The following is a 22,395-nucleotide window of genomic DNA, read 5'->3' on the forward strand; positions in this document are numbered from 1 at the left end:
TTTCCGATCACGCCGCGCATGCGGCCGGTACTGCGTCTGGTGCCGGCCCCACCTTACGAGATGTACCCGGCGGGGCCGGAAGCGGCCGTCCGGTCCGGTCGCAGCCCCCGGCCGGGCCGGGGCAGGGCCTCCACCCGGCCGAGACACCCTCACCCGACCGAGACACTCCCACCCGGCCGAGACACCCTGACGTCCTATCGCGTTCTCGTGACGGAGGTCACGGAAGAGTGATAAGTTGGAGTGGCAGGCAGACGTGGGACGAGACCCGCCCCACCGAAGGAGGCCACACGTCCATGAGCCCCTTTCCCAGCTCCGCACCGCGCACCGAGCAGTGGCGCCACATCCGCCTGACCAGGCACGACGGCGTCGCCACCGTCACCCTCGACCGCCCCGGGAAACTCAACGCGCTCACCTTCGGCGCCTACGCCGACCTGCGCGACCTGCTCGCCGAGCTGTCCCGGGAGCGCTCCGTGCGCGCCCTCGTGCTCGCCGGTGAGGGCCGCGGCTTCTGCTCCGGCGGCGACGTCGACGACATCATCGGCGCCACCCTCGCCATGGACACCGCCCAGCTCCTCGACTTCAACCGGATGACCGGCCAGGTCGTACGCGCCCTGCGGGAATGCCCCTTCCCCGTGATCGCCGCCGTCCACGGCGTCGCCGCCGGGGCCGGGGCCGTCATCGCCCTCGCCGCCGACTTCCGCGTCGCGGATCCCACCGCCCGGTTCTCCTTCCTCTTCACCAAGGTCGGGCTGTCGGGCGGCGACATGGGCGCCGCCTATCTGCTGCCCCGGGTCGTCGGCCTCGGCCACGCCACCAGGCTGCTGATGCTCGGCGAACCCGTCGGCGCCGCCGAGGCCGAGCGCATCGGGCTCATCAGCGAACTGACCGAGGAAGGCCAGGCCCAGAAGGCCGCCGCGGACCTCGCCCGCCGCCTCGCCGACGGTCCCGCCCTCGCCCACGCCCAGACCAAGGCGCTGCTCACGGCGGAGCTCGACATGCCGCTCGCCGCCTCCGTCGAACTCGACGCCGCCACCCAGGCCCTGCTGATGAACGGCGAGGACTACGCCGAGTTCCACGCGGCCTTCACCGAGAAGCGCCCCCCGAACTGGCAGGGACGATGACCCCGGCCCGCACCCCGGACACCCCGGCCCGCACCCCGGACACCCCGCCCCGCACCCCGGACACCCCGGCCCGCACCCCGGACACCCCGCCCCGCACCCCGGACACCCCGCCCCGCACCCCGGACACCCCGGCCCGTACCGGCGCCACCGCCCCCGGAACCCCGCCGTCCGCCGCCGCCACCACCACCCCCGCCAGCCCCGGCGCCCCGCGCACCACCCCGCGCCCCGGCACGCCGCCACGCCGGAGCGCCCCGCTGCGTGTCGCCGTCATCGGCGGTGGCCCCGGCGGCCTCTACGCGGCCGTACTCCTCAAACGCCTCGACCCCGCACGCGACATCACCGTCTGGGAACGCAACGCCCCCGACGACACCTTCGGCTTCGGCGTGGTCCTCTCCGACGAGACCCTCGGCGGCATCGAGCACGCCGACCCCGCCGTCCACCGGGCACTCCAGCGTGCGTTCGTCCGCTGGGACGACATCGACATCGTCCGCGGCGGACACACCCTCACCTCCGGCGGGCACGGATTCGCCGCGCTCGGCCGCCGCACCCTGCTGCGCATCCTCCACGACCGCTGCGAGGAACTCGGGGTACGCGTCCACTTCCGCACCCCGGCCCCCACCGCGGCCGAACTCGCCGGCCGCCACGACCTCGTCATCGCCGCCGACGGCGTCAACAGCAGCACCCGCACCGCGCACGCCGGCGTCTTCCGCCCCCGCGTCACCACCCACCGCTGCCGCTACATCTGGCTCGCCGCCGACTTCGCCTTCGACGCCTTCCGCTTCGAGATCGCCGAGACCGAACACGGCGTCATGCAACTCCACGGCTATCCCTTCGAACGCCCGGCACCCGGCCCCCACCCACCGGCCGGGCACTCCGGCGAGCCCGGCGAGACCGGCGCCTCCACCGTCATCGTCGAGATGCGCGAAGAGGTCTGGCGCGCCGCCGGCCTCGACGCTTGCGACGAACAGCAGTCCGCGGAACGCTGCGCCAAGATCTTCGCCGAGGCCCTCGGCGGCCGCCCCCTCCGGGGGAACAACTCCGCCTGGACCGCCTTCCGCACCGTCGTCAACGAACGCTGGTCCCACGGCAGCACCGTCCTCCTCGGCGACGCCGCGCACACCGCCCACTTCTCCATCGGCTCCGGCACCAAACTCGCCGTCGAGGACGCCCTCGCCCTCGCCGCCTGCGTCGAGGAGCACCCCACCCTCCCCGAGGCCCTCACCGCGTACGAGGCCGAACGCCGCCCCGTCGTCGAATCCACCCAGCGCGCCGCCGCCGCCAGCCTCCGCTGGTTCGAGGACCTCCCCACCTACCTCGGCCAGCCACCCCGGCAGTTCGCCTTCAACCTCCTCACCCGCAGCCGGCGCGTCACCCACGACAACCTCAGGCTGCGCGACCCCGCGTTCACCCGCGCCGTCGAGGACGACTTCGGGTGCCCGCCCGGCACCCCGCCCATGTTCACGCCCCTGCGGCTGCGCGGACTCACCCTGCGCAACCGCGTCGTCGTCTCACCCATGGACATGTACTCCGCCACCGACGGTGACCCCGGCGACTTCCACCTGGTCCACCTCGGCGCCCGCGCCCTCGGCGGAGCCGGACTCGTCATGACCGAGATGGTCTGCGTCAGCGCCCAGGGCCGCATCACCCCCGGCTGCACCGGCCTCTACACCGACGCCCACACCGCCGCCTGGCGCCGCGTCACCGACTTCGTCCACGGCCAGGCCCCCGGCACCGCCATCGGCGTCCAGATCGGCCACTCCGGCCGCAAGGGATCCACCCGGCTCATGTGGGAAGGCATCGACCAGCCCCTGCCCGACGGCAACTGGCCCCTCGTCGCCGCCTCACCCCTGCCGTACCGGCCCGGTGTCAACCAGACGCCCCACCAGCTCGACCGCGCCGGACTCACCCTCGTCCGCGACCAGTTCGCCGCCGCCGCCCGGCGTGCCGCGGACAGCGGGTTCGACCTGCTCGAACTCCACTGCGCCCACGGCTACCTCCTCTCCGGCTTCCTCTCCCCGCTCACCAACCACCGCACCGACGCCTACGGAGGCAGCCTCGCCAACCGCCTCCGCTACCCCCTCGAGGTCTTCGACGCCGTCCGGGCGGTCTGGCCCGACGACCGGCCCATGACCGTGCGGATCTCCGCGACCGACTGGGCCGCCGGCGGCACCACGGCCGACGACGCCGTCGAGATCGCCCGCGCCTTCGCCGCCCACGGCGCCGACGCCATCGACGTCTCCACCGGCCAGGTCGTGCCCGATGAACGCCCCGAGTACGGCCGCTCCTACCAGACCCCCTACGCCGACCGCATCCGCAACGCCCTCCGGGTGCCGGTCATCGCCGTCGGCGCGATCTCCTCCTGGGACGACGTCAACTCCCTCCTCCTCGCCGGGCGTACCGACCTGTGCGCCCTGGCCAGGCCCCACCTCTACGACCCCCACTGGACGCTGCACGCCGCCGCCGAGCAGAACTACGCGGGCCCCGCCGCGCCCTGGCCCGCGCCGTACCGCGCCGGCAGCCGCACTCCCCCCACCGGCCGCACCGACGCCCCCAAGCCGCGCCTCACCCTCACCGGTACACCGCGGCCGTGACATACCGGCCCCGGGCCCGGTACCCCGCGGCCGTGACATACCGGGCCCGGCCCCGGGACACCGCGGCCGTGACCCACCGGGTCGGGGCGCGAAGGAGACCGGCGGCCGTACCCGCCGCTCAGCCGGCGCCGGGCCGGACGTACCCCGCCCCAGCGTCCCGCAGCCGCTCGTGCAACCCCGAGAACACCGCAGCGGAACGCCCACCCGGCCAGTCGGCCGGCAGCAGCTCCGCGGGCAGGCCCGGATCCGCGTACGGCAGCCGCCGCCACGAGTCCAGCGCCAGGAGGTAGTCCCGGTACGCCTCCTCGGCCGGCGTCGCCCCACGCGCCTGCCACGCCCGCAGCACCGGGCCGTGCGCGTCCAGGAACTCCTCGTGCTGCTTGGCCACCCCCGCCAGGTCCCACCAGCGCCCCACCGCCTCGGCCGTCGCCGCGAAGCCCAGATGCTCGCCCCGGAACAGATCCACGTAGGGGTCCAGCTGCAGCCGCCGCAGCGTGTGACGGGTCTCCTCGTAGAAGCGCGCCGGCGCGATCCACACCCCCGGCGCCGCCGTGCCGAAGCCCAGCCTGCCGAGACGCGACCGCAGCAGATGCCGCTTGTGCCGCTCCGCCTCCGGCACCGAGAACACCGCCAGCACCCATCCGTCCGACAGCAGCGCCGCGCGGCGGCCGAAGATCCGCTCGTCGCCGTCGTCCAGCAGCTGCCGGGCATCGGCCGACAGGGCGTAGCCCGCCGCCCCGGCCGCCGTCCGCTGCGCGACGAGCAGCCCCCGCCGTTTCAGCCGCGACACCGAGGAGCGCACCGAAGGGGCGTCCACCCCCAGCGCGCCCAGCAGCCGGATCAGCTCGGCCACCGCGAACGGCCCCGCCGTCTCGCGTCCGTACGCGCCGTACAGGGTGACGATCAGGGAACGGGGAGTGTGCTGCTCGGCCACGTGATCACTCTAAGGGCTGTCCCGCAACCGGAACCGCTGCAGCTTCCCCGTCGGCGTGCGCGGCAACGCGTCCATGAAGACGATCGCCCGCGGGCACTTGTACGGCACCAGGCGCGTCTTCACGAACTCCCGCAGCGACTCGGCGGCCGCCTCGCCCCGCTCGGCGCCCTCCCGCAGCACCACGTACGCCGCCACGATCTGGCCCCGCAGCTCGTCGGCACGGCCGACCACCGCCGCCTCCCGCACGTCCGGATGGGCCAGCAGGGCGTCCTCCACCTCCGGTCCCGCGATGTTGTAGCCCGCCGAAATGATCATGTCGTCGGCCCGGGCCACATAGCGGAACCACCCGTCCGGCTCCCGCACGTAGGTGTCGCCCGTGAGGTTCCAGCCGTCGCGCACGTACACACCCTGCCGCGGATCCGACAGATAGCGGCAGCCCACCGGCCCCCGCACCGCCAGCAGCCCCGGCTCGCCGTCCGGCACCGGCTCCCCGGAACCGCCGTCCACCACCCGGGCCTCCCAGCCCGGGACCGGGACGCCGGTCGTCCCCGGCCGGATGTCCCCGTCCGCCGCCGAGATGAAGATGTGCAGCAGCTCGGTCGCCCCGATGCCGTTGATGATCCGCAGCCCCGTCCGCTCCCGCCACGCCTCCCAGGTCGCGGCCGGCAGGTTCTCCCCGGCCGACACGCAGCGCCGCAGCGAGGAGACGTCGTGACCGCCGACACCGTCCAGCATCACCCGGTACGCCGTCGGCGCGGTGAACAGCACCGACACCCGGTGCTCCGCTATCGCCGGCAGCAACTGCCCCGGTCCCGCCTGCTCCAGCAGCAGCGCCGACGCCCCGGCCCGCAGCGGGAACACCACCAGGCCGCCCAGGCCGAAGGTGAAGCCGAGCGGCGGGCTGCCCGCGAACACGTCGTCCGGCGTCGGCCGGAGCACCCGCGCCGAGAACGTGTCGGCCACCGCCAGTACGTCCCGGTGGAAGTGCATGCACCCCTTCGGCCGGCCCGTCGTCCCGCTGGTGAACGCGATCAGCGCCACGTCGTCCGCCGCCGTCTCCACCGCCCGGTACACGGCCGGCTTGCCCTCCGCCAGCCGCAGCAGATCGCCGGGACCGTCCCCGCCGAACGCCGTGACCCGCAGCCCCGGCACCTCCGCCTTCACCAGATCGTCCACGGAGCGGATGTCGCACAGCGCATGCGTCACCTGGGCGATGTCGCACATGACCGCGAGTTCCCGGGCCCGCTGCTGGGCGAGCACCGTCACCGCCACCGCGCCCGCCTTCATCACCGCGAGCCAGCACGCGGCCAGCCACGGAGTCGTCGGACCGCGCAGCAGCACCCGGTTGCCGGGCACCACGCCCAGTTCGCCGGTCAGCACATGCGCGATCCGATCGACCCGCTCACGCAGCTCCGCGTACGTCCAGACCGCGCCCTTCCCGTCGCGGAACGCGGCACGGCCGCCCCCGTGGCGTTCGATCGTGGCGTCCAGCAGTTCCGCGCCGCAGTTGAGCCGCTGCGGGTAGCGCAGTTCCGGCAGCTCGAACAGCAGCCGAGGCCACTGCCCGGGCGGCGGCAGCCGGTCCCGCGCGAACGTGTCGTGATGAGCCGAGGGTGTCAGCTCCGGGCCGGCCGAGGGTGTCAGCACCATTCCGCCCCCTTGTCGTGGTGGGGTCGCGCAACGAGCGTAGCGTGATGGTGACGACAGTCAACGGTTCGCGATAACCTGCTTCGGGAGGCCGCCGCGCGGCGCCGCCGCCCGCCCCGTAACCCGGCCGCAGGAAGTGGGGAACCGGATGCCCGCATTCTCGCTCGAACCGGCACAGACCGCCTGGTGCGCCGAACTGCGCACCCTCGCCGCGCAGCGGCTGCGCCCCCTCGCGGAGAAGGGCGAACCCGGCCGCGTCAACCGCCCGCTCCTCGCGGCGCTCGGCGAACTCGGGCTGCTGGAGCGGCTCTTCACCGCCGGAGCGCTCGACCTCTGCCTGATGCGCGAATCCCTCGCCCACGGCTGCACCGAAGCAGAGACCGCCCTCGCCCTCCAGGGACTCGGCGCCCACCCGCTGCTCCGATCGGGCACCGCCGCCCAGCGCGACCGCTGGCTCCCCGGCGTCGTGTCCGGCCGCACCGTCGCCGCCTTCGCCCTCAGCGAGCCCGAGGCGGGCTCCGACGCCGCCGCGCTCGCCCTCCACGCCGCGCCCGCACCCAGCGGCCACGGCTGGCGGCTCACCGGCGAGAAACTCTGGATCTCCAACGCCCCCGAGGCGGACTTCTGCACCGTCTTCGCCCGCACGGGCGAGGCCCCCGGGGCCCGCGGCATCACCGCCTTCCTCGTCCCCGCCGACCGCCCCGGCCTCACCGGCCGGCCCCTCGACATGCTCTCCCCGCACCCGATCGGCGCCCTCACCTTCGACGGCGTCCCCGTCACCCCCGACGACGTACTCGGCCGGCCCGGCGCCGGCTTCCGCGTCGCCATGGACACCCTCAACCTCTTCCGGCCCAGCGTCGGCGCGTTCGCCGTCGGCATGGCCCAGGCCGCCCTCGACGCCACCCTCGACCACACCGCGCACCGCCACGCCTTCGGCGGCCCCCTCAAGGACCTCCAGGCCGTCTCCCACCAGACGGCCGAGATGGCCACCCGCACCGAGGCCGCCCGGCTCCTCGTCCACGCCGCCGCCTGCGCCCACGACGCCGGCGCCCCCGACGTGCCGCGCCGCTCCGCCATGGCCAAACTGTTCGCGACCGAGACCGCCCAGTACGTCGTCGACACCGCGGTACAGCTCCACGGCGCACGCGCACTCCAGCGCGGCCATCTGCTCGAGCACCTCTACCGGGAAGTACGCGCCCCGCGCATCTACGAAGGCGCCAGCGAGGTCCAGCGCGGCATCATCGCCAAGGAGCTGTACGCCGGCGTCCGCACCGAGGAGACCGCCCGATGAGCCTCGAACGCATCAACCCGCCCGGGCTGTCACCCGCCGGCGGCTTCTCCCACGCGGTCGCCGCCACCGGCTCCCGCATCATCTTCCTGGCCGGCCAGACCGCACTCGACACCACCGGCAAGGTCATCGGCGACGGTCTGGTCGAGCAGTTCGAGACCGCCCTCGCCAACCTCCTCGCCGCCCTCGCCGCGGCCGGCGGCACCCCCCACGACCTCGCCCGCGTCACCGTGTACGCCACCGACGTCGCCGACTACCGCCGCCACACCGCCGAACTCGGCCGCGTCTGGCACCGGCTCGCCGGCCGCGACTACCCCGCCATGGCGGTCATCGGCGCCGTACGCCTCTGGGACGAGGAGGCCCTCGTCGAACTCGACGGAATCGCCGTACTGCCCTGACCGCTCCTCAGGGCCGGGCAGGGGAGGGGTGCGCGTGGCCGGCCCGTGCTCGTGACGGTGCGGGTGGCGGGCCGTGCCCCGAAGGGCGCCGGGAACTCAGGGACTGGGGAACTCCGGTCTCCGGGAACCTCCGGCGTCAGCCGCCCAGCAGCGCGCCCATCCACTCCTCCACGGCCTCCGGCGTACGCGGCAGCGCCCCCGACATCAGCCGTGCGCCGTCCGCGGTGACGACCAGATCGTCCTCGATGCGCACCCCGATCCCACGCAGCTCGGCGGGCAGCGTCGCGTCGTCGGGCTGGAAGTACAGCCCCGGCTCCACGGTCAGCACCTGCCCCTCCGCCAGCACCCCGTCGAGATACGCCTCCGCGCGGGACCGGGCGCAGTCGTGGACGTCGAGCCCGAGCATGTGCCCGCTGCCGCACAGCGTGTAGCGGCGGTGCCGGTCGCCCTCGGGGTCCTTCAGCACCCCCCAGTCCGCCAGCCCCTCGGCGATCACCCCCATGCAGGCGCGGTGGAAGTCGCGGAACCGTGCACCCGGCCGCAGCGCCGCCATGCCCGCCTCCTGTGCGGCGAGGACGAGTTCGTACACCCGCCGCTGCACGGGCGAGAAGCGTCCGGACAGCGGCAGTGTGCGGGTGATGTCGGCCGTGTAGAGGGTGTCGCTCTCCACACCCGCGTCGAGCAGCAGCAGTTCGGAAGGGTCGAGGGGGCCGTCGTTGCGGGTCCAGTGCAGCACACACGCGTGGGCACCGGACGCGGCGATGGTCTCGTAGCCGGTGCCGTTGCCCTCCAGCCGGGCCCGCATGCCGAAGACGCCCTCGATCCACCGCTCGCCACGCGGATGGGCGAGCGCACGCGGCAGCGCGCGCACGACGTCCTCGAAGCCGGCCGCCGTGTGGTCGACCGCACGCTGCAACTCGTCGACCTCCCACGGGTCCTTCACCAGCCGGAGCTCGGCCAGGACCGCGGCGAGCACGGGGTCGGACACGGCGTCACGGCCCGGCGGGAGCGACCGGGTGCCCTCCAGGCGGACGCACCGGATGCCCGTCAACCGCTCGGCCTCGGCCAGGTCGGGCCGCCGGCCCACCCAGAACTCCCCGAACCGGCGGTCCCGGTAGAACGTGCGGTCGCCGGAGGCGCGCTCCGGCCGGGGGTGGATGTACAGCACGGCCTCGTGCCCGCCGCCCGGACCGGACGGTTCCAGCACCAGCACATGGCCGTGCTGGTCCTCGCCGGTCAGCCCGGTCAGCCAGGCGTAGGCGCTGTGGGGCCGGAAGCGGTGGTCGCAGTCGCCGGAACGGACCTTCACCTCCCCGGCCGGAACCAGCAGCCGTTCCCCCGGGAAGCGCGCCGAGAGCCGGTCCCGCCGGGCCGGAGTCATTTCACGCGCCGGTACCCGGGCATCGGCGGGCAGCGCCCGCTCCTCCCAGCCGGTGCCCATGAATGCCGCCAACTCCGCCGAAACCGGCAGGTCATGGCTGCCGGTGTGGAGGTGCTGGGGGAGCGGAACACTGCCGGCCATGTCGACTCCTCGGCTCGTCGGGACCCACGGGTCAGCGAACCCTGCTCACAGGGAAGGGTGCTGAGGGGTTGTCAGTGCAATTTCACATTACTATGTTACGGGTCACATCGCATCTCTCTGGTACGGCCAATCCCCGCGCACCTCGGCGGAGTTCACGACCACCCCGCACCGCTGACACACCACCCCCAGCCACCTCCCACACAGGAGACACCGGTGTTCCAGCCCCGATGCGCACGGCCCGGATCCCGGCGCAGAGCCCTGCTCGCCGCAGCCGCCGCCGTCACCCTCCTCGCCCCGCTCGGCCAGACCGCGCCCGCCACCGCCGCCACCACCGCCACCGCGGCCACCGCGGCACCCGGCGGCCCCCCGGCCCGTGCCGGGCACGCCACCACCGGCCGGCCGGCGTCCGCCGCACCCGCCACGCCCGGCACGAACCCCCACGACCGGGTCGACCGCCTCGCCCGCGCCCTTCCAGCGCCATGGCGGCGTTCTGCTCGACGAGCAGGATCGAGGTCCCCTGGGCGTTGATCTCGCGGATGATCTCCGCGATGCGCCGGACCATCAGCGGTGCGAGGCCCAGCGAGGGCTCGTCGAGGAGGAGCAGGCGCGGCCCGGCCATCAGCGCGCGGCCCATCGCGAGCATCTGCTGCTCTCCGCCGGACATCAGCCCGGCGGCCTGCCGTCGGCGTTCGGCCAGTACCGGGAACTGCGTGAAGACTCGGTCGCGGGGGTTCCTTGTGCGCCCGGGCGGGGTCCATGAAGAAGGCGGGCGCCGCGCCCGGTTCGGGGGCCGGGTTCGACGGCCTCGCCCAGGGCCGCACCCCGGGCCGCCACAGCGCCGGCCCCGCCGCCCGCACCGGCCCGGACCCGGCCGGTGCCCCCCGTACCGCGGCCGGCGTGCCCTGCACCCTGGACGGCCTCACCCGCCTCGCCCCCCGGCAACTCGCCGACTTCCTCGCCGACCCCGCGGTCACCGCCGACGGCTACCTCTCCGGCCTCCTCTGGAGCTGGGACGCCCGCCTCGTCCCGGTCATGTCCGACGCCCACGTCCAGGCCGTGGGCCGGCGCATATCCTCGCTCGCCGCCTCGCACGACGGCACCAACGGCACCCATCTGCTGGAGATGTTCACCTACCTCCACGCCACCGCGTACCACGACTTCTCCCGCCCCGAGATCGACATCACCGACGCCCCGACCACCGCGGTCCTGCGGCGCGCCGTCAGCGACTTCGGCCGGGCCGCCCGCACCTTCGACGTCACCCGCGCCAATGCCGAGACCCTCCGCGAGGCGCTCTACACGAGCAGCGCTCCCGGTCTGCGGCACGGCCGGCTCGGACTGGTCAAGAGGGTCCTCGCCACGATGGGCAGGCGCCACAAGGACCAGTACGGCGACGCCTCCTGGGGCGGCGCGGCACTGGCCGCCCTCTCCGTCAACTACCTCGGCGTCCACCCGGGCAACAAGGACACCGCGTTCCACGACGCCGTCACCGGGAACGTCTCGTACCGCGCCGCCTTCCGGGCCTTCGCCGGTCACACCCATCTCAAGGGCACCGTCAACGAGTGGGTGGTACGCGACGCGCTCAGCGAGTACGGCCGCTTCGGGCAGATCCCCGCACTCCACTCCGGGATCGTCCCCGACCTGGGGGCCCTGCTGCCCGTCGCCCGCGCCAACTTCGGCGACGGCAGCCGCCCCTGGGCCTCACTCGTCTCCTGGCTCGACTTCTACGAGGCCTGCAGGCCCTACGCGGTCTGCAAGGACGACATCGAGCGGAAGATCTTCCCGAGCACCCTCACCTACGACAACGGCGCCATCACGGTGCGCACCGGCCTCGACCGCGCCACCGTCGACCAGCTCTACTACGCGAGCAAGCAGGTGAAGGCGCAGTTCCACCGGGTCCTCGGCGCCGAGGACCCGCTCGCCGGCGACACCAACACCTCACTGCGCATCGTGCTCTACGCCTCCCGAGCCGACTACGAGGTCTACCACCCCCTCCTCACCGGCATGGGCACCCGCAACGGCGGTGTCTACATCGAGCGCGGTGCCACGTTCTACACCTACCAGCGCCGGGTCCCGCAGGACTCCTCCCTCACCCTCGAAGAGCTCTTCCGGCACGAGTACGTCCACTACCTCAACGGCCGCTGGGCCGTTCCCGGGTACTTCGGCGAGGGCCCCTGGTACAGCGGCGACCGCACCACCGCCATGGACGAGGGAACGGCCGAGTTCTTCGCCGGCGCCACCCGCGACGACGGCACAGCCGTCCGCAGGTCCCTCGTCCGGGGCATCATCGCCGACACCGCCGGCGGCCGCCCGCGGATGACCGTGGACCGGCTCCTGCACGCCACCTACGACGGAGACGGCTTCCGCTTCTACGGCTACGCGGGAACCTTCTTCTCGCTCCTGTGGACCGAACGGCCGTCACTGCTCCGGGAGATGTACGGGCTGCTCCGCGCCGACGATCCCGCGGGCTTCGACGCCTGGCGCAGCCGGCTCGGCGGCGACCCGGCACTCCAGCGGGCCTACGACACCTTCCTCGACGCGCAGATCGCCAAGGTCGACGAGCTGTTCGTGCCCCACACCGGCTACGTGCCCAACGACCTCCTCAGGGACTCCTCGGCCGACGCCGTCCGCCAGTCCTTCGTCACCGCCACCCGGTCCCACCCGGTCTGCGGGGACAACGGCGACCCCGGGAAGCGGCGCTTCACCTGCACCGGCCGGATCACCGCCAACCTCACCGACGCCGCGTCCCCGGACGCCGTCTTCAAGGACATGTCCGAGACCGTCGACTACTTCATCCTCGACCGCGCCGCAGCCGCCTCCACCAACCTCGCCGACATGAACTGCTCCTTCGGGCCGGTCGAGATCTGGACCAACGGCCTTGCCGGAACGTCCTCTTACCGCTGTGAAGGGCCCCTGCGCAGCTGAGCCGTGCGGACCGGACCCGCTGCCGCGGTTTCCCTTCCCGGGCATCTGACAATGTGACATATTACTGCCGTGCCCACTGGAAACCGTCAGGGTCCCCTGGACGCCGTCATCGTCGGCGCCGGCGTCGTCGGAGCGGCCTGCGCCCACTACGCGAGCCGCGCCGGCCTCGCCGTCGCCGTCGTCGACCGCGGTTCGGTGGCGGGCGGTACCACCGGCGCCGGGGAAGGCAACCTGCTCGTCTCCGACAAGGAGGCGGGCCCCGAGCTCGACCTGGCGCTGCTGTCCCTCCGGCTCTGGCGCGAACTCGCCGGCCTCCTCCCGCCGAAGACGGAGTACGAGCCCAAAGGCGGTCTCGTCGTGGCGCCCGACGAGACCGCCCTCACCGCGCTCCGCCGATTCGCCGAAGCCCAGCGCACCGCAGGCGTCGAGACACACGAAGTCCCCTCCGACGCGCTGCCCGACGTGGAACCCCACCTGGCCCCCGGCCTCGCCGGCGGCTTCCACTACCCCCAGGACGCACAACTCCAGCCCGCCCGTGCCGCCGCCCAACTCCTGCTCTCAGCACGGCGATCCGGCGCCTCCGTACACCTGGGTGAAGCGGTCACCGGCATCCTCACCCGCCCCGACGGCACCCTCGGCGGGGTCCGCACGACCCACCGCCGGCTCCACGCCCCCGCCGTCGTCAACGCCACGGGCCCCTGGGCCAGCCGGCTGGCCCGCCTCGCCCGCGCCCACCTGCCCGTCCACCCGCGGCGCGGCTTCGTCCTCGTCACCGAACCCCTGCCGCGCGTCGTCCGCCACAAGGTCTACGCGGCCGACTACATCTCCGACGTCGCCAGCGGATCCGCGGCTCTCCAGTCCTCCGTCGTCGTCGAAGGCACCCCCGCCGGTCCGGTCCTGATCGGCGCCACCCGCGAACGCGTGGGGTTCGACACCGCACTCTCCGCCGAAGCCCTCCGCCGGCTCGCCCGCCAGGCCACCGCCCTCTTCCCCGTACTCGCCGGCGCCAGCGCCATTCGCGCCTACCACGGCTTCCGCCCCTACCTCCCCGACCACCTCCCCGCCATCGGCCCCGACCCGCGCGTCCCCGGACTTTTCCACGCCTGCGGCCACGAGGGCGCGGGCATCGGCCTCGCCCCCGCGACCGGGCTTCTCGTCGCGGCCGCACTCGCCGGCGACCGGCCCGCCCTGGACCTCAGGCCGTTCCGGCCCGAACGCTTCGACCGAGCAGGAGCAGAGACATGACCACCACACCGGCCCGGCTCGTCCGCGCCGACCCCGGCCCCCCGTACGAGATCACCTTCGACGGGCGCCCCGTGCCCGCCCTGCCCGGACAGACCATCGCCGCGGCCTTGTGGGCCGCCGGGATCGTCGCCTGGCGAACCACCCGCCAGGGCGGCGCACCCCGGGGCGCCTTCTGCTGGATCGGCACCTGCCACGACTGCCTCGCCACCGTCAACGGGCACCCCAACCGGCGTGCCTGCCTGACCCCCGCCCGCCCGGGCGACGCGATCACCACGCAGAACGGGACCGGCCATGACGACCTCGCGGTCTGAACGCGGCACACCACCCGCCACCGCCTCCACCACCACCGAGGAAGCACCCTGCGACCTCGCCGTCGTCGGCGCCGGCCCCGCCGGACTCGCCGCCGCCGTCACCGCCGCCGGACTCGGGCTGCGTGTGACGCTCCTCGACGCCGGCGAGCGCCCCGGCGGCCAGTACTACCGCCACCCCGCACCCGGCCTCCGCGCCGCCCGGCCCCAGGCCCTGCACCACCACTGGCAGACGTTCACCCGCCTCGCACGCCGGCTGCGCGCCCACAGCGCCGCGGGCCGCCTGCGCCACCTGCCCGTCCACCACGTCTGGACCGTCCTGCCCGAACGACCCGCGCGACCCGGCGAGCCGGCCCCGGTCTGGCGACTGCACGCCGTCGCGGGCGAGGACGCGGATGCGCATACGCCGGGCGACCGGGGCGACCGGGGCGACCGGGACGACCGGGACGGCACCGCCGTCACCGTCCGGGCCCGCACCGTCCTCCTCGCCACCGGAGCACACGAACGCCAGCTCCCCTTCCCCGGCTGGACCCTGCCCGGCGTCGTCGGCGCCGGCGGGGCCCAGGCCATGCTCAAGTCCGGACTCGTCCTCCCCGGCCGGAGAACCGTCGTCGCCGGCAGCGGGCCCCTGCTGCTCGCCGTCGCCTCCGCCCTCGCCACCGCGGGCGCCACCGTGCCCGCCGTCGTCGAAGCAGCCGCGTACCCCGCCTACGGACGCCGTCCCGGCGCCCTGCTCCGCAATCCAGGCAAGCTCGCCGAAGGCGCCGCGCACGGCGCCACACTGCTCCGGCACGGCGTACGGGTCCTCACCCGCCACGCGGTCACCGCGGCCCACGGCGCCGCCCGGGTCGAGGCCGTGACCGTCGAACGCGTCGACCGCGCCTGGCGGCCGGTGCCGGGCAGCGCCCGCCGCGTCCCGTGCGACGCGGTCGCCACCGGCCACGGGCTGGTCCCCCAACTCGAACTCGCCACCGGGCTTGGCTGCGCCACGCGCCGCACGGCCGACGGCACCCCCGCACTCGTCCTCGACGGCGAGCAGCGCACCTCAGTACCGGGCGTCTGGTCCGCGGGTGAGACCGGCGGGATCGGCGGCGCCGAACTCGCCCTGGCCGAGGGGGAGCTGGCGGCGCGCACCATCGCCCGCGTCCTGCACGGCACCCCGCTGCCGCCCCGCACCGCGCTGCTGCGTGCACGCCGGGACCGGCTGCGTGCCTTCGGCGAGGTGATGGCCGGTGTGCACCGGCCGGGCGAGGGCTGGACCGCATGGCTCCACGACACCACCCCCGTGTGCCGCTGCGAGGAGGTACCGGCCGGGGTGATCAGGGAGGCGGTCGGCGAACTCGGCGCCCGCGACGCCCGCGCCGTCAAACTGCTGACGCGCGCCGGCATGGGCTGGTGCCAGGGGCGGGTGTGCGGTGCCGCGCTCGCCCGCCTGGCCGGTACTGATCCCGCCCCTGACCGCAGACCCCTGTCCTGCCCGGTGCCACTGGGCCACCTCGCCGCCCTGCCCCGGGAGGGGCCGCCCAACCGGGCCGCACCGCCGCACCCGGTGGACCGCTGAGCGGGGGAGCGGCATCCGGGCCGGGGGAGCGGCATCCGGGCCGGGGGAGCGCGGGACGCGTCCCCTCGCGCCGGGCCGTTGGCGCGAGAACGGGCCGCCCGTGCACGGGGCTGGGGCCGGTTGCCGACGGATCATCAGCAGCCGCCGTCCCCGCCATTGTTCCTGCCACTGTCCTCGCCCCCGTGCCGTTCGCCCCTTGCCTGCGCCGCGCGCCCTGTGCCCGCCGGCACGGCGATCAGCAAGTCGTCCTATCTCACACCAGGAGTCGCCATGGCATCCGCACCTCGCACACGTCCCTGGCACGGCGTCATGGTCGCCACCGCCCTGCCCCTGAGCGACGACCTCCGTGTCGACTACGACGCCTATGCCGCCCAGGTCGCCCGGCTGATCGACAACGGCTGCGACGGCGTCGTCCCCAACGGCTCACTTGGCGAGTACCAGACACTCACCGACGACGAACGCGCCCGCGTCGTCCGCACCGCCGTCGAGGCGGCGGGCGACGGGCAGCGCGTGATGCCCGGCGTCTCGGCCTACGGCAGCGCCGAAGCCCGCCGCTGGGCCGACCAGGCCGCCGAGGCCGGCGCCGGTTCCGTCCTCCTCCTGCCCCCCAACGCCTACCGTGCCGACCCGGACGCCGTCGCCGCCCACTACGCCGAGGTCGCCCGGTCCGGACTCCCCGTCGTCGCCTACAACAACCCGCACGACACCCGCATCGACCTCACACCCGAGCTGCTCGCGCGACTGCACGGCGAGCAGAACATCGTCGCCGTCAAGGAGTTCAGCGGCGATGTCCGCCGCGCCTACGAGATCGCGGAACTCGCTCCGGGTCTCGATCTGCTGATCGGGGCCGACGACGTGCTGCTCGAACTCGCCCTGGCCGGCGCCGTCGGCTGGATCGCCGGATACCCCAACGCCTTCCCCGCAGCGTGCACCAGGCTCTACCGGGCCGCCCGCACCGGCGACCTCGACACCGCGCTGCCGCTCTACAAGTCCCTGCACCCGCTGCTGCGCTGGGACTCCCGGACCGAGTTCGTCCAGGCCGTCAAGCTCTCCATGGACCTCGCCGGACGGCACGGCGGCCCCTCCCGCCCGCCCCGCTCGCCCCTCACCGGCGAACCGGAGGCCGCCGTCCGCACAGCGACCGAGAAGGCCCTCGCGGAAGGCCACCGCTAGGGCGCGTTGCGGCACCAGCCGGCATCGGCCGGGCAGCACGAGAAGGGGACACCCATGCGCACCCGCCACGTCTACCACGCCGTCGACTCCCACACCGAGGGGATGCCGACCCGTGTCATCACCGGAGGGGTCGGTGTCGTGCCCGGCGCCACCATGGCCGAGCGCCGACTGCACTTCGCCGAGCACCTCGACCACGTCCGGACCCTGCTGATGTACGAGCCGCGCGGCCACCGCGCCATGAGCGGCGCCGTGCTGCAACCGCCCACCCGGCCCGACGCCCAGTACGGCGTGCTGTTCATCGAGGTGTCCGGACTGCTGCCGATGTGCGGCCACGGCACCATCGGCGTGGCCACCGTCCTGGTCGAGACCGGCATGGTGACCGTCGTCGAACCGGTCACCACCGTCCGCCTCGACACCCCCGCCGGCCTCGTCTGCGCCGACGTCCACGTCGAGGACGGCGCAGCGCGCTCCGTCACGCTCACCAACGTGCCGTCGTTCTGCCTCGGACTCGGTCTCACGGCGGACGTCCCCGGGTACGGCACCGTCACCTACGACATGGCGTACGGCGGCAACTTCTACGCCTTCGTCTCCCTGGACGACCTCGGCCTCCCCTTCGACCGCGACCGCAAGGACGACCTGCTCGCCGCCGGCCTCGCCGTCATGGACGCCGTCAACACCACCGACCGCCCCGTGCACCCCGAGACCCCCGGCATCGCGGGCGTCAAGCACGTCTACCTCACCGCCCCGGGCTCGGACGCCGCACGGTCCCGGCACGCCATGGCCATCCATCCCGGCTGGTTCGACCGCTCCCCCTGCGGCACCGGCACCAGCGCCCGGATGGCACAGCTCCACGCGCGGGGTGAGCTCCCCCTCAACCGGGACTTCGTCAACGAGTCGTTCATCGGCACCGAGTTCACCGGGCGCCTGGTCGCGGAGACCGCCGTCGGGGGACTGCCCGCCGTGGTCCCCACCGTCACGGGCCGCGCCTGGATCACCGGCACCGCCCAGTACTTCCTCGATCCGTCCGACCCGTTCCCCGGAGGCTTCCTTCTGTGATCGCGCCGAACCCGCCGAACCCGCCGAACGCTCCGGCCACCCCGGCGCACCAACGGGACCCACTCCACCTCGGCGCCGCCGACATGATCTTGCCGTGGCCGCTGCCGTCCATCACGCGGCCAGGACCGGACAGGGCAGCGAAACGTGACATTGTACGCTGGCCCTCCGCTGGATTCTCGGAGGAGCGCCATGGGGGACCTGAAGCAAATCGGCCTGATCACCGCTCAGACGCGGTTGCGCGATCAGGTCGCCCACGCCCTGCGGGCCGCGCTGGTCGCCGGCGAACTCCGCCCCGGTCATGTGTACTCCGCGCCGGGACTCGCCGCGGACTTCGGAATCTCCGCCACACCGGTCCGCGAGGCCATGCTGGACCTCGCCCGCGAGGGCCTGGTCGAACCCGTCCGCAACAAGGGCTTCCGGGTCACCGAGGTCAGCGAGCACGACCTCGACCAGTACACCGAACTGCGCGCCCTGATCGAGGTGCCGACCGTCGGCCGGGTCACGCAGATCGCCACCGGGGCCCAACTGGAGGCGCTGCGCCCGGTGGCCGAGGAGATCGTGGAGCACGCCGGCAACCACGATCTGATCGGCTATCTGGACGCCGATCGACGCTTCCATCTCGGCCTGCTCGCCCTGGCCGGCAACGACCGCCTCGTCGAGACCGTGGGCGACCTGCGCAAGCGCTCCAGGCTCTACGGACTGACCCGGCTCGACGAACTCGGTCTGCTGGTTGCCTCCGCCGAGGAGCACCACGAACTGCTCGACCTGATGGCCGCGGGGGATGGACTCGCCGCCGAGGAGTGCATGGCCCGCCATCTCGGCCATGTCCGCTCCCTGTGGGCGCGGCCCGCGGACGAAGCGGTGGAGCCGGAACCGCGCGGCAAACGGACGCTCGGCGCCCGCTGACCGTCCGGCCGCCGGCACCCCCGCCGTCCGTGACCTGCCCGCCGTCCGCGATCCTGCCCTGGGTGGCGTCCGGCCACCGTTCGCCGCCCGTCACCGTTCGTCGCCCGTCACCGTTCGTGACCGTCCGCGTTCCACCGGCAGCCCCATGCCGTCCACCGACCCGCACACGGGCCGGACGCGAACAGACCACGCCGGTCGACCACGCCCGACGAGGCCGACCGCTTCTCTGATCAACTGGTCAGCCCTCCCGTCCGGGCTTACGGTCGAAGGGCGGATGCCCGACATCCGACCAGGCAGCCACGCCATGACCACGCCCCGGCCCACCCCCGCACCGAGCGCCGCCGTCCCCTCCCGAGGGGACGGAAACGTCACGGCCCTGCTGCTCATCGCCTCCTGCCAGTTGATGGTCGTCCTCGACGCCACCATCGTGAACATCGCCCTGCCGCACATCCAGAGGTCGCTGCAGTTCTCCACGACCGGTCTGGCCTGGGTGGTCAGCGCCTACACGCTCACCTTCGGCGGACTGCTGCTCCTCGGCGGCCGGATGGGCGACATCCTCGGGCGGCGGCGGGTGTTCATCACCGGCGTGCTGGTCTTCGTCCTCGCGTCACTGCTCGGCGGGCTGGCCCAGAACGCGCCCCAACTCCTCGCCGCCCGCGCCCTGCAGGGCGCCGGCGGGGCGGTCGCGTCCCCCACCGCGCTCGCCCTCATCAGCACCACGTTCCGGGAGGGCCCCGAACGCAACCGCGCCTTCGGCGTCTTCGCCGCCGTCTCCGCGGCGGGAGGCGCCCTGGGGCTCCTCGCGGGCGGTGTCATCGTCGAATGGCTCGACTGGCGCTGGGTGTTCTTCGTCAACGTCCCCATCGGCCTGCTCATCGTCCTCGCCACCCCGCGCCGCGTCCGCGAGTCGGCGCGCCACCCCGGGCGCTTCGACATCGCGGGTGCCCTGACGTCCACCCTCGGCATGGTGATGCTCGTCTACGGCTTCATCCGCGCCGCGCAGCACGGCTGGCGGGACGCGCTCACGCTGGCGTCGTTCGCCACCGCGGCCGTGGTGCTCGCGGCGTTCATCCTGGTGGAGACCCGTTCCCGGCAGCCGATCACCCCGCTGCACATGTTCGCCGACCGCAATCGTGCGGGCACGTACGGGATGATGCTCAGCCTCGCCGCGGCCATGTTCGGGATGTTCTTCTTCCTGACGCTCTTCGTGCAGAACGTCCTCGGCTTCTCCCCGCTGAGGGCAGGGCTGTCCTTCCTCCCCGTCAGCGCGGTGATCGCCACCGGCGCGTGGCTGGCGTCGCGCCTGCTGCCCCGGTTCGGGCCCAAGCCCTTCCTGGTGACCGGGTCGTTGCTCGCCACGGCCGGTCTGGCCTGGCTGACCGGTGTCGGCGTCGACGCCACGTACGCGGGAGACGTCCTCGGACCCATGATCGTCTTCGGCTCCGGCATGGGGCTGCAGTTCGTCTCCCTCACCCTCATGGCGCTCTCCCACGTCCCGCCGCACGAGTCGGGCGCGGCCTCGGGACTGCTCAACACCAGCCAGCAGATCGGCGGGTCGCTCGGCCTGTCCGTCCTGGTCACGGTGTTCGGGGCGGCGGCCGCCCATGAGGCGGCCCGCCAGGCGCCGGACTTCCTCGCCCGGGCCACCCCGGCGCAACGGCTGCTCCACGAACGCACCGGACAGCTGCCGCCGCCCTGGGGCGAGCAGGTCCTCGCCGCCGGAACCAGCGCCGCGTTCGTGCTCGCCGCCGTCTTCACCGGTGTCGCCGCGCTGATCGCGCTTCTCGTCATCCAGGTGCGCCCCTCGGACATCGAGCGGCTGAAGGGCAGGGCGGGATCGGGCGCCACGGGGCCGAAGGGCCCCACGGGACCGACGGGACCGGGCGCCACCGGGCCGGGCCCCACGGGACCGGCGCAACCGGGCAGGCACTGAGTCACACGGCACCGCGTGCGTCCCGTGCGTCCCGTACGGCCCGTCCCGACTCGCCGCGTCCCCGGTACCCGCATCGTGGCCCTACGCGCCGGGGCCGTCACAGCGGGCCACCCGCCGGCGCCCCCTGCGGACCCCGGCCCAGGACGGCGGCGCCGCGCGGTTGCCCGCCACCTCCGGTGATGGGACGGTTGTCGGACTCACTCCGTCACGACGGAAGGAGAGGGCATGACGGGGGAATCCTCGGCCGGCGCGCCGAGCGCCTGGCCCGCGCTGCGTGTGGACGACTGGACCGCCACACGGGACACGCTGCACATGTGGATGCAGATCGTGGGCAAGGTCAGGCTGGCGCACGCGCCGCTGGTCAACCACTGGTGGCAGGTCACGTCGTATGTCAGCCCCCGCGGGCTCACCACGTCCGCGATCCCGTACCGTTCGGGCGTCTTCGACGTCGAGTTCGACTTCGTCGACCACCGGCTGGTCGTCCGTACCAGCGACGGCGGCGTCCGTACCGTCGCGCTGGAACCCAAGCCGGTGGCGGACTTCTACCGCGAGACGATGCAGGCCCTCCGGGAACTCGGGATCCAGACGAGGATCCAGGCGTCGCCGAACGAGGTCGAGGAGGCCGTTCCCTTCGCCGAGGACGACCGGCACGACACCTACGACCCCGCTGCCGCTCGCCTGTTCTGGCGGCAGTTGCTGCAGGCGGACCGGGGCATCGGCGAGTTCCGCTCGTACTTCGTCGGCAAGGTCAGCCCGGTGCACTTCTTCTGGGGCGCGATGGACCTCGCCTGCACCCGCTTCTCCGGCAGGCCTGCACCGCCCCACCCGGGCGGCGCGCCGAACTGCGGCGACTGGGTGATGGAGGAGGGCTACTCCCGCGAGCTGAGCAGCTGCGGCTTCTGGCCCGGCGGCGGCGAGGAGGGGGCCTTCTACTCCTACGCCTACCCCGAACCCGAGGGCTTCGCAGGGCACGCGGTCGCACCGGACGAGGCGTTCTACAGCAAGGACCACGGCCAGTTCCTCCTGCCCTACGAGGCGGTCCGCACCGCGGACGACCCCGATCGGGCCCTCGCGTCCTTCCTGCACACGACCTACGAGGCGGCAGCCGTGCACGGGGGGTGGGACCGGGCGGCACTCGAGGACGACCCGGACCGGTGGGCCCACCGGCGGCCGCGCCACCCCCGACGGCAGCGCCAAGGGAGCTGACATGCCCGACCGGCCCCAGACGCCCGACCTGCCCGCTCTCCCGGCGCCCGAGACGGGGCTGCTGCTGACGCACTTCCTGACCGTGCGCGACGTGGCCCGTTCGCGGGACTTCTACGCCGACGTCCTCGGCGGCGAGGTGGTGCTGGAGGAGAACCCGGCCATCGTGAAGGCCGCGAACAGCTGGATCATCATGAACCCCGGCGGCGGCCCCACCCCGGACAAGCCCGGCATCACCCTCACCGCGCCCGAACCGGGGGACCCCGTATCGGCGTTCATGAACATCCGCGTCGCGGACATCGAGGACTTCTGCGCCCGCGCCAAGGAGAAGGGCGCCCGGTTCCTGACCGAGCCCATCGACCGCAAGGCCGAACTGCGCTGCTACATGCGGGATCCCGACGGCCGCCTCATCGAGGTCGGCCAGGCGACCGGCATACTGCGGGGCGTCTACGCCGACCCACCGGCGGGCTCCGGCACCGGCTGAGCACCCTCGCAGGTCCGCCCGCGGGCGGCCGGTCGCCCGGCGGCACACTCTGCGCCGGCTGGTCGCCCAGAGCTGTCTCCCACTTCCGCGGAGTGGAATCCAT

Annotated in this window: 17 protein-coding genes and 1 pseudogene; 14 read left to right on the forward strand and 4 right to left on the reverse strand. The window is 73.9% G+C overall.

Features of this window, described 5'->3' with window-relative positions; all coding sequences use genetic code 11:
• Nucleotides 1-293: 293 nt before the first annotated feature.
• Both DDW44_RS24125 and DDW44_RS24135 read left to right on the forward strand, forming a co-directional pair.
• Entirely contained in the window at nt 294-1,121 is an 828-nt protein-coding gene (locus DDW44_RS24125; protein WP_017946674.1) for an enoyl-CoA hydratase family protein, read from the forward strand.
• A complete protein-coding gene (locus DDW44_RS24135; RefSeq protein ID WP_244224100.1) occupies nt 1,118-3,712 on the forward strand; it encodes a bifunctional salicylyl-CoA 5-hydroxylase/oxidoreductase in 2,595 nt (864 codons plus the stop codon). Before DDW44_RS24125 ends, DDW44_RS24135 begins: the two co-directional genes overlap by 4 nt.
• 118 nt (nt 3,713-3,830) lie before the next feature.
• On the opposite strand, the gene DDW44_RS24140 is transcribed toward DDW44_RS24135, so the two are convergent.
• Together DDW44_RS24140 and DDW44_RS24145 are read right to left on the reverse strand one after the other, a co-directional pair.
• Entirely contained in the window at nt 3,831-4,646 is an 816-nt protein-coding gene (locus DDW44_RS24140; protein ID WP_018888517.1) for a PaaX family transcriptional regulator, read from the reverse strand.
• Between the two features lie 9 nt (nt 4,647-4,655).
• Entirely contained in the window at nt 4,656-6,296 is a 1,641-nt protein-coding gene (locus tag DDW44_RS24145) for an AMP-binding protein (protein WP_108907713.1), read from the reverse strand.
• Nucleotides 6,297-6,441: 145 nt separating this feature from the next.
• On the opposite strand from DDW44_RS24145, the gene DDW44_RS24150 reads away from it, so the two are divergent.
• Both DDW44_RS24150 and DDW44_RS24155 read left to right on the forward strand, forming a co-directional pair.
• Complete coding sequence (locus DDW44_RS24150) at nt 6,442-7,584, forward strand: acyl-CoA dehydrogenase family protein (protein WP_108907714.1); 1,143 nt, start codon at nt 6,442-6,444, stop codon at nt 7,582-7,584.
• Nucleotides 7,581-7,979 carry a RidA family protein gene (locus tag DDW44_RS24155; protein ID WP_017946680.1) on the forward strand — a complete coding sequence of 133 codons (399 nt, stop codon included), beginning with the start codon at nt 7,581-7,583 and terminating at the stop codon, nt 7,977-7,979. Before DDW44_RS24150 ends, DDW44_RS24155 begins: the two co-directional genes overlap by 4 nt.
• 136 nt (nt 7,980-8,115) lie before the next feature.
• Here DDW44_RS24155 and DDW44_RS24160 read toward each other — a convergent pair whose 3' ends face one another.
• Complete coding sequence (locus tag DDW44_RS24160; RefSeq protein ID WP_108907715.1) at nt 8,116-9,501, reverse strand: aminopeptidase P family protein; 1,386 nt, start codon at nt 9,499-9,501, stop codon at nt 8,116-8,118.
• Between the two features lie 472 nt (nt 9,502-9,973).
• Nucleotides 9,974-10,237: pseudogene (locus DDW44_RS24165) on the reverse strand (ATP-binding cassette domain-containing protein); the annotation flags it as partial.
• Nucleotides 10,238-10,257: 20 nt separating this feature from the next.
• Between DDW44_RS24165 and DDW44_RS24170 the strand changes: the two are divergent.
• The 10 genes from DDW44_RS24170 (at nt 10,258) to DDW44_RS24215 (ending at nt 22,292) form a co-directional block, all read left to right on the forward strand.
• Entirely contained in the window at nt 10,258-12,423 is a 2,166-nt protein-coding gene (locus DDW44_RS24170) for a collagenase (protein ID WP_108907716.1), read from the forward strand.
• A 69-nt stretch (nt 12,424-12,492) separates the two neighbouring features.
• Nucleotides 12,493-13,668, forward strand: a complete 1,176-nt coding sequence (locus DDW44_RS24175; RefSeq protein WP_108907717.1) for an NAD(P)/FAD-dependent oxidoreductase — start codon at nt 12,493-12,495, stop codon at nt 13,666-13,668.
• Nucleotides 13,665-13,979, forward strand: a complete 315-nt coding sequence (locus DDW44_RS24180; RefSeq protein WP_108907718.1) for a (2Fe-2S)-binding protein — start codon at nt 13,665-13,667, stop codon at nt 13,977-13,979. The genes DDW44_RS24175 and DDW44_RS24180 overlap by 4 nt, the downstream gene beginning before the upstream one ends.
• Nucleotides 13,960-15,537: an FAD/NAD(P)-dependent oxidoreductase gene (locus tag DDW44_RS24185; protein WP_108907719.1), complete on the forward strand. Its 1,578-nt coding sequence runs from the start codon at nt 13,960-13,962 to the stop codon at nt 15,535-15,537. Before DDW44_RS24180 ends, DDW44_RS24185 begins: the two co-directional genes overlap by 20 nt.
• Before the next feature lie 270 nt (nt 15,538-15,807).
• The gene (locus DDW44_RS24190) at nt 15,808-16,710 is read left to right on the forward strand and encodes a dihydrodipicolinate synthase family protein (RefSeq protein ID WP_108907720.1); all 903 of its coding nucleotides are present in this window, start codon (nt 15,808-15,810) and stop codon (nt 16,708-16,710) included.
• A gap of 54 nt (nt 16,711-16,764) precedes the next feature.
• Nucleotides 16,765-17,766 carry a proline racemase family protein gene (locus DDW44_RS24195; protein WP_108907721.1) on the forward strand — a complete coding sequence of 334 codons (1,002 nt, stop codon included), beginning with the start codon at nt 16,765-16,767 and terminating at the stop codon, nt 17,764-17,766.
• A 189-nt stretch (nt 17,767-17,955) separates the two neighbouring features.
• Nucleotides 17,956-18,672, forward strand: coding sequence for a GntR family transcriptional regulator (locus tag DDW44_RS24200; RefSeq protein WP_108907722.1), 717 nt, complete (start codon nt 17,956-17,958; stop codon nt 18,670-18,672).
• 304 nt (nt 18,673-18,976) lie between these two features.
• Nucleotides 18,977-20,605 carry an MFS transporter gene (locus tag DDW44_RS24205; protein WP_108907723.1) on the forward strand — a complete coding sequence of 543 codons (1,629 nt, stop codon included), beginning with the start codon at nt 18,977-18,979 and terminating at the stop codon, nt 20,603-20,605.
• A 225-nt stretch (nt 20,606-20,830) separates the two neighbouring features.
• On the forward strand, nt 20,831-21,811 hold the full coding sequence (locus tag DDW44_RS24210) for a DUF5996 family protein (RefSeq protein WP_108907724.1): 981 nt from the start codon (nt 20,831-20,833) through the stop codon (nt 21,809-21,811).
• Between the two features lies 1 nt (nt 21,812).
• Entirely contained in the window at nt 21,813-22,292 is a 480-nt protein-coding gene (locus tag DDW44_RS24215) for a VOC family protein (RefSeq protein ID WP_051437097.1), read from the forward strand.
• Nucleotides 22,293-22,395: the final 103 nt, after the last annotated feature.

The sequence above is a fragment of the Streptomyces tirandamycinicus genome, from assembly GCF_003097515.1.
In the GTDB taxonomy this organism is placed as follows: domain Bacteria; phylum Actinomycetota; class Actinomycetes; order Streptomycetales; family Streptomycetaceae; genus Streptomyces; species Streptomyces tirandamycinicus.

Bases quoted from the DNA above. Each gene is read 5' to 3' on its own strand.
- DDW44_RS24125 (WP_017946674.1), top strand. From the start codon at position 294: ATGAGCCCCTTTCCCAGCTCCGCACCGCGCACCGAGCAGTGGCGCCAC.
- DDW44_RS24135 (WP_244224100.1), top strand. From the start codon at position 1,118: ATGACCCCGGCCCGCACCCCGGACACCCCGGCCCGCACCCCGGACACC.
- DDW44_RS24145 (WP_108907713.1), bottom strand. From the start codon at position 6,296: ATGGTGCTGACACCCTCGGCCGGCCCGGAGCTGACACCCTCGGCTCAT.
- DDW44_RS24150 (WP_108907714.1), top strand. From the start codon at position 6,442: ATGCCCGCATTCTCGCTCGAACCGGCACAGACCGCCTGGTGCGCCGAA.
- DDW44_RS24155 (WP_017946680.1), top strand. From the start codon at position 7,581: ATGAGCCTCGAACGCATCAACCCGCCCGGGCTGTCACCCGCCGGCGGC.
- DDW44_RS24160 (WP_108907715.1), bottom strand. From the start codon at position 9,501: ATGGCCGGCAGTGTTCCGCTCCCCCAGCACCTCCACACCGGCAGCCAT.
- DDW44_RS24170 (WP_108907716.1), top strand. From the start codon at position 10,258: ATGAAGAAGGCGGGCGCCGCGCCCGGTTCGGGGGCCGGGTTCGACGGC.
- DDW44_RS24180 (WP_108907718.1), top strand. From the start codon at position 13,665: ATGACCACCACACCGGCCCGGCTCGTCCGCGCCGACCCCGGCCCCCCG.
- DDW44_RS24185 (WP_108907719.1), top strand. From the start codon at position 13,960: ATGACGACCTCGCGGTCTGAACGCGGCACACCACCCGCCACCGCCTCC.
- DDW44_RS24190 (WP_108907720.1), top strand. From the start codon at position 15,808: ATGGCATCCGCACCTCGCACACGTCCCTGGCACGGCGTCATGGTCGCC.
- DDW44_RS24195 (WP_108907721.1), top strand. From the start codon at position 16,765: ATGCGCACCCGCCACGTCTACCACGCCGTCGACTCCCACACCGAGGGG.
- DDW44_RS24200 (WP_108907722.1), top strand. From the start codon at position 17,956: ATGGGGGACCTGAAGCAAATCGGCCTGATCACCGCTCAGACGCGGTTG.
- DDW44_RS24205 (WP_108907723.1), top strand. From the start codon at position 18,977: ATGACCACGCCCCGGCCCACCCCCGCACCGAGCGCCGCCGTCCCCTCC.
- DDW44_RS24210 (WP_108907724.1), top strand. From the start codon at position 20,831: ATGACGGGGGAATCCTCGGCCGGCGCGCCGAGCGCCTGGCCCGCGCTG.
- DDW44_RS24215 (WP_051437097.1), top strand. From the start codon at position 21,813: ATGCCCGACCGGCCCCAGACGCCCGACCTGCCCGCTCTCCCGGCGCCC.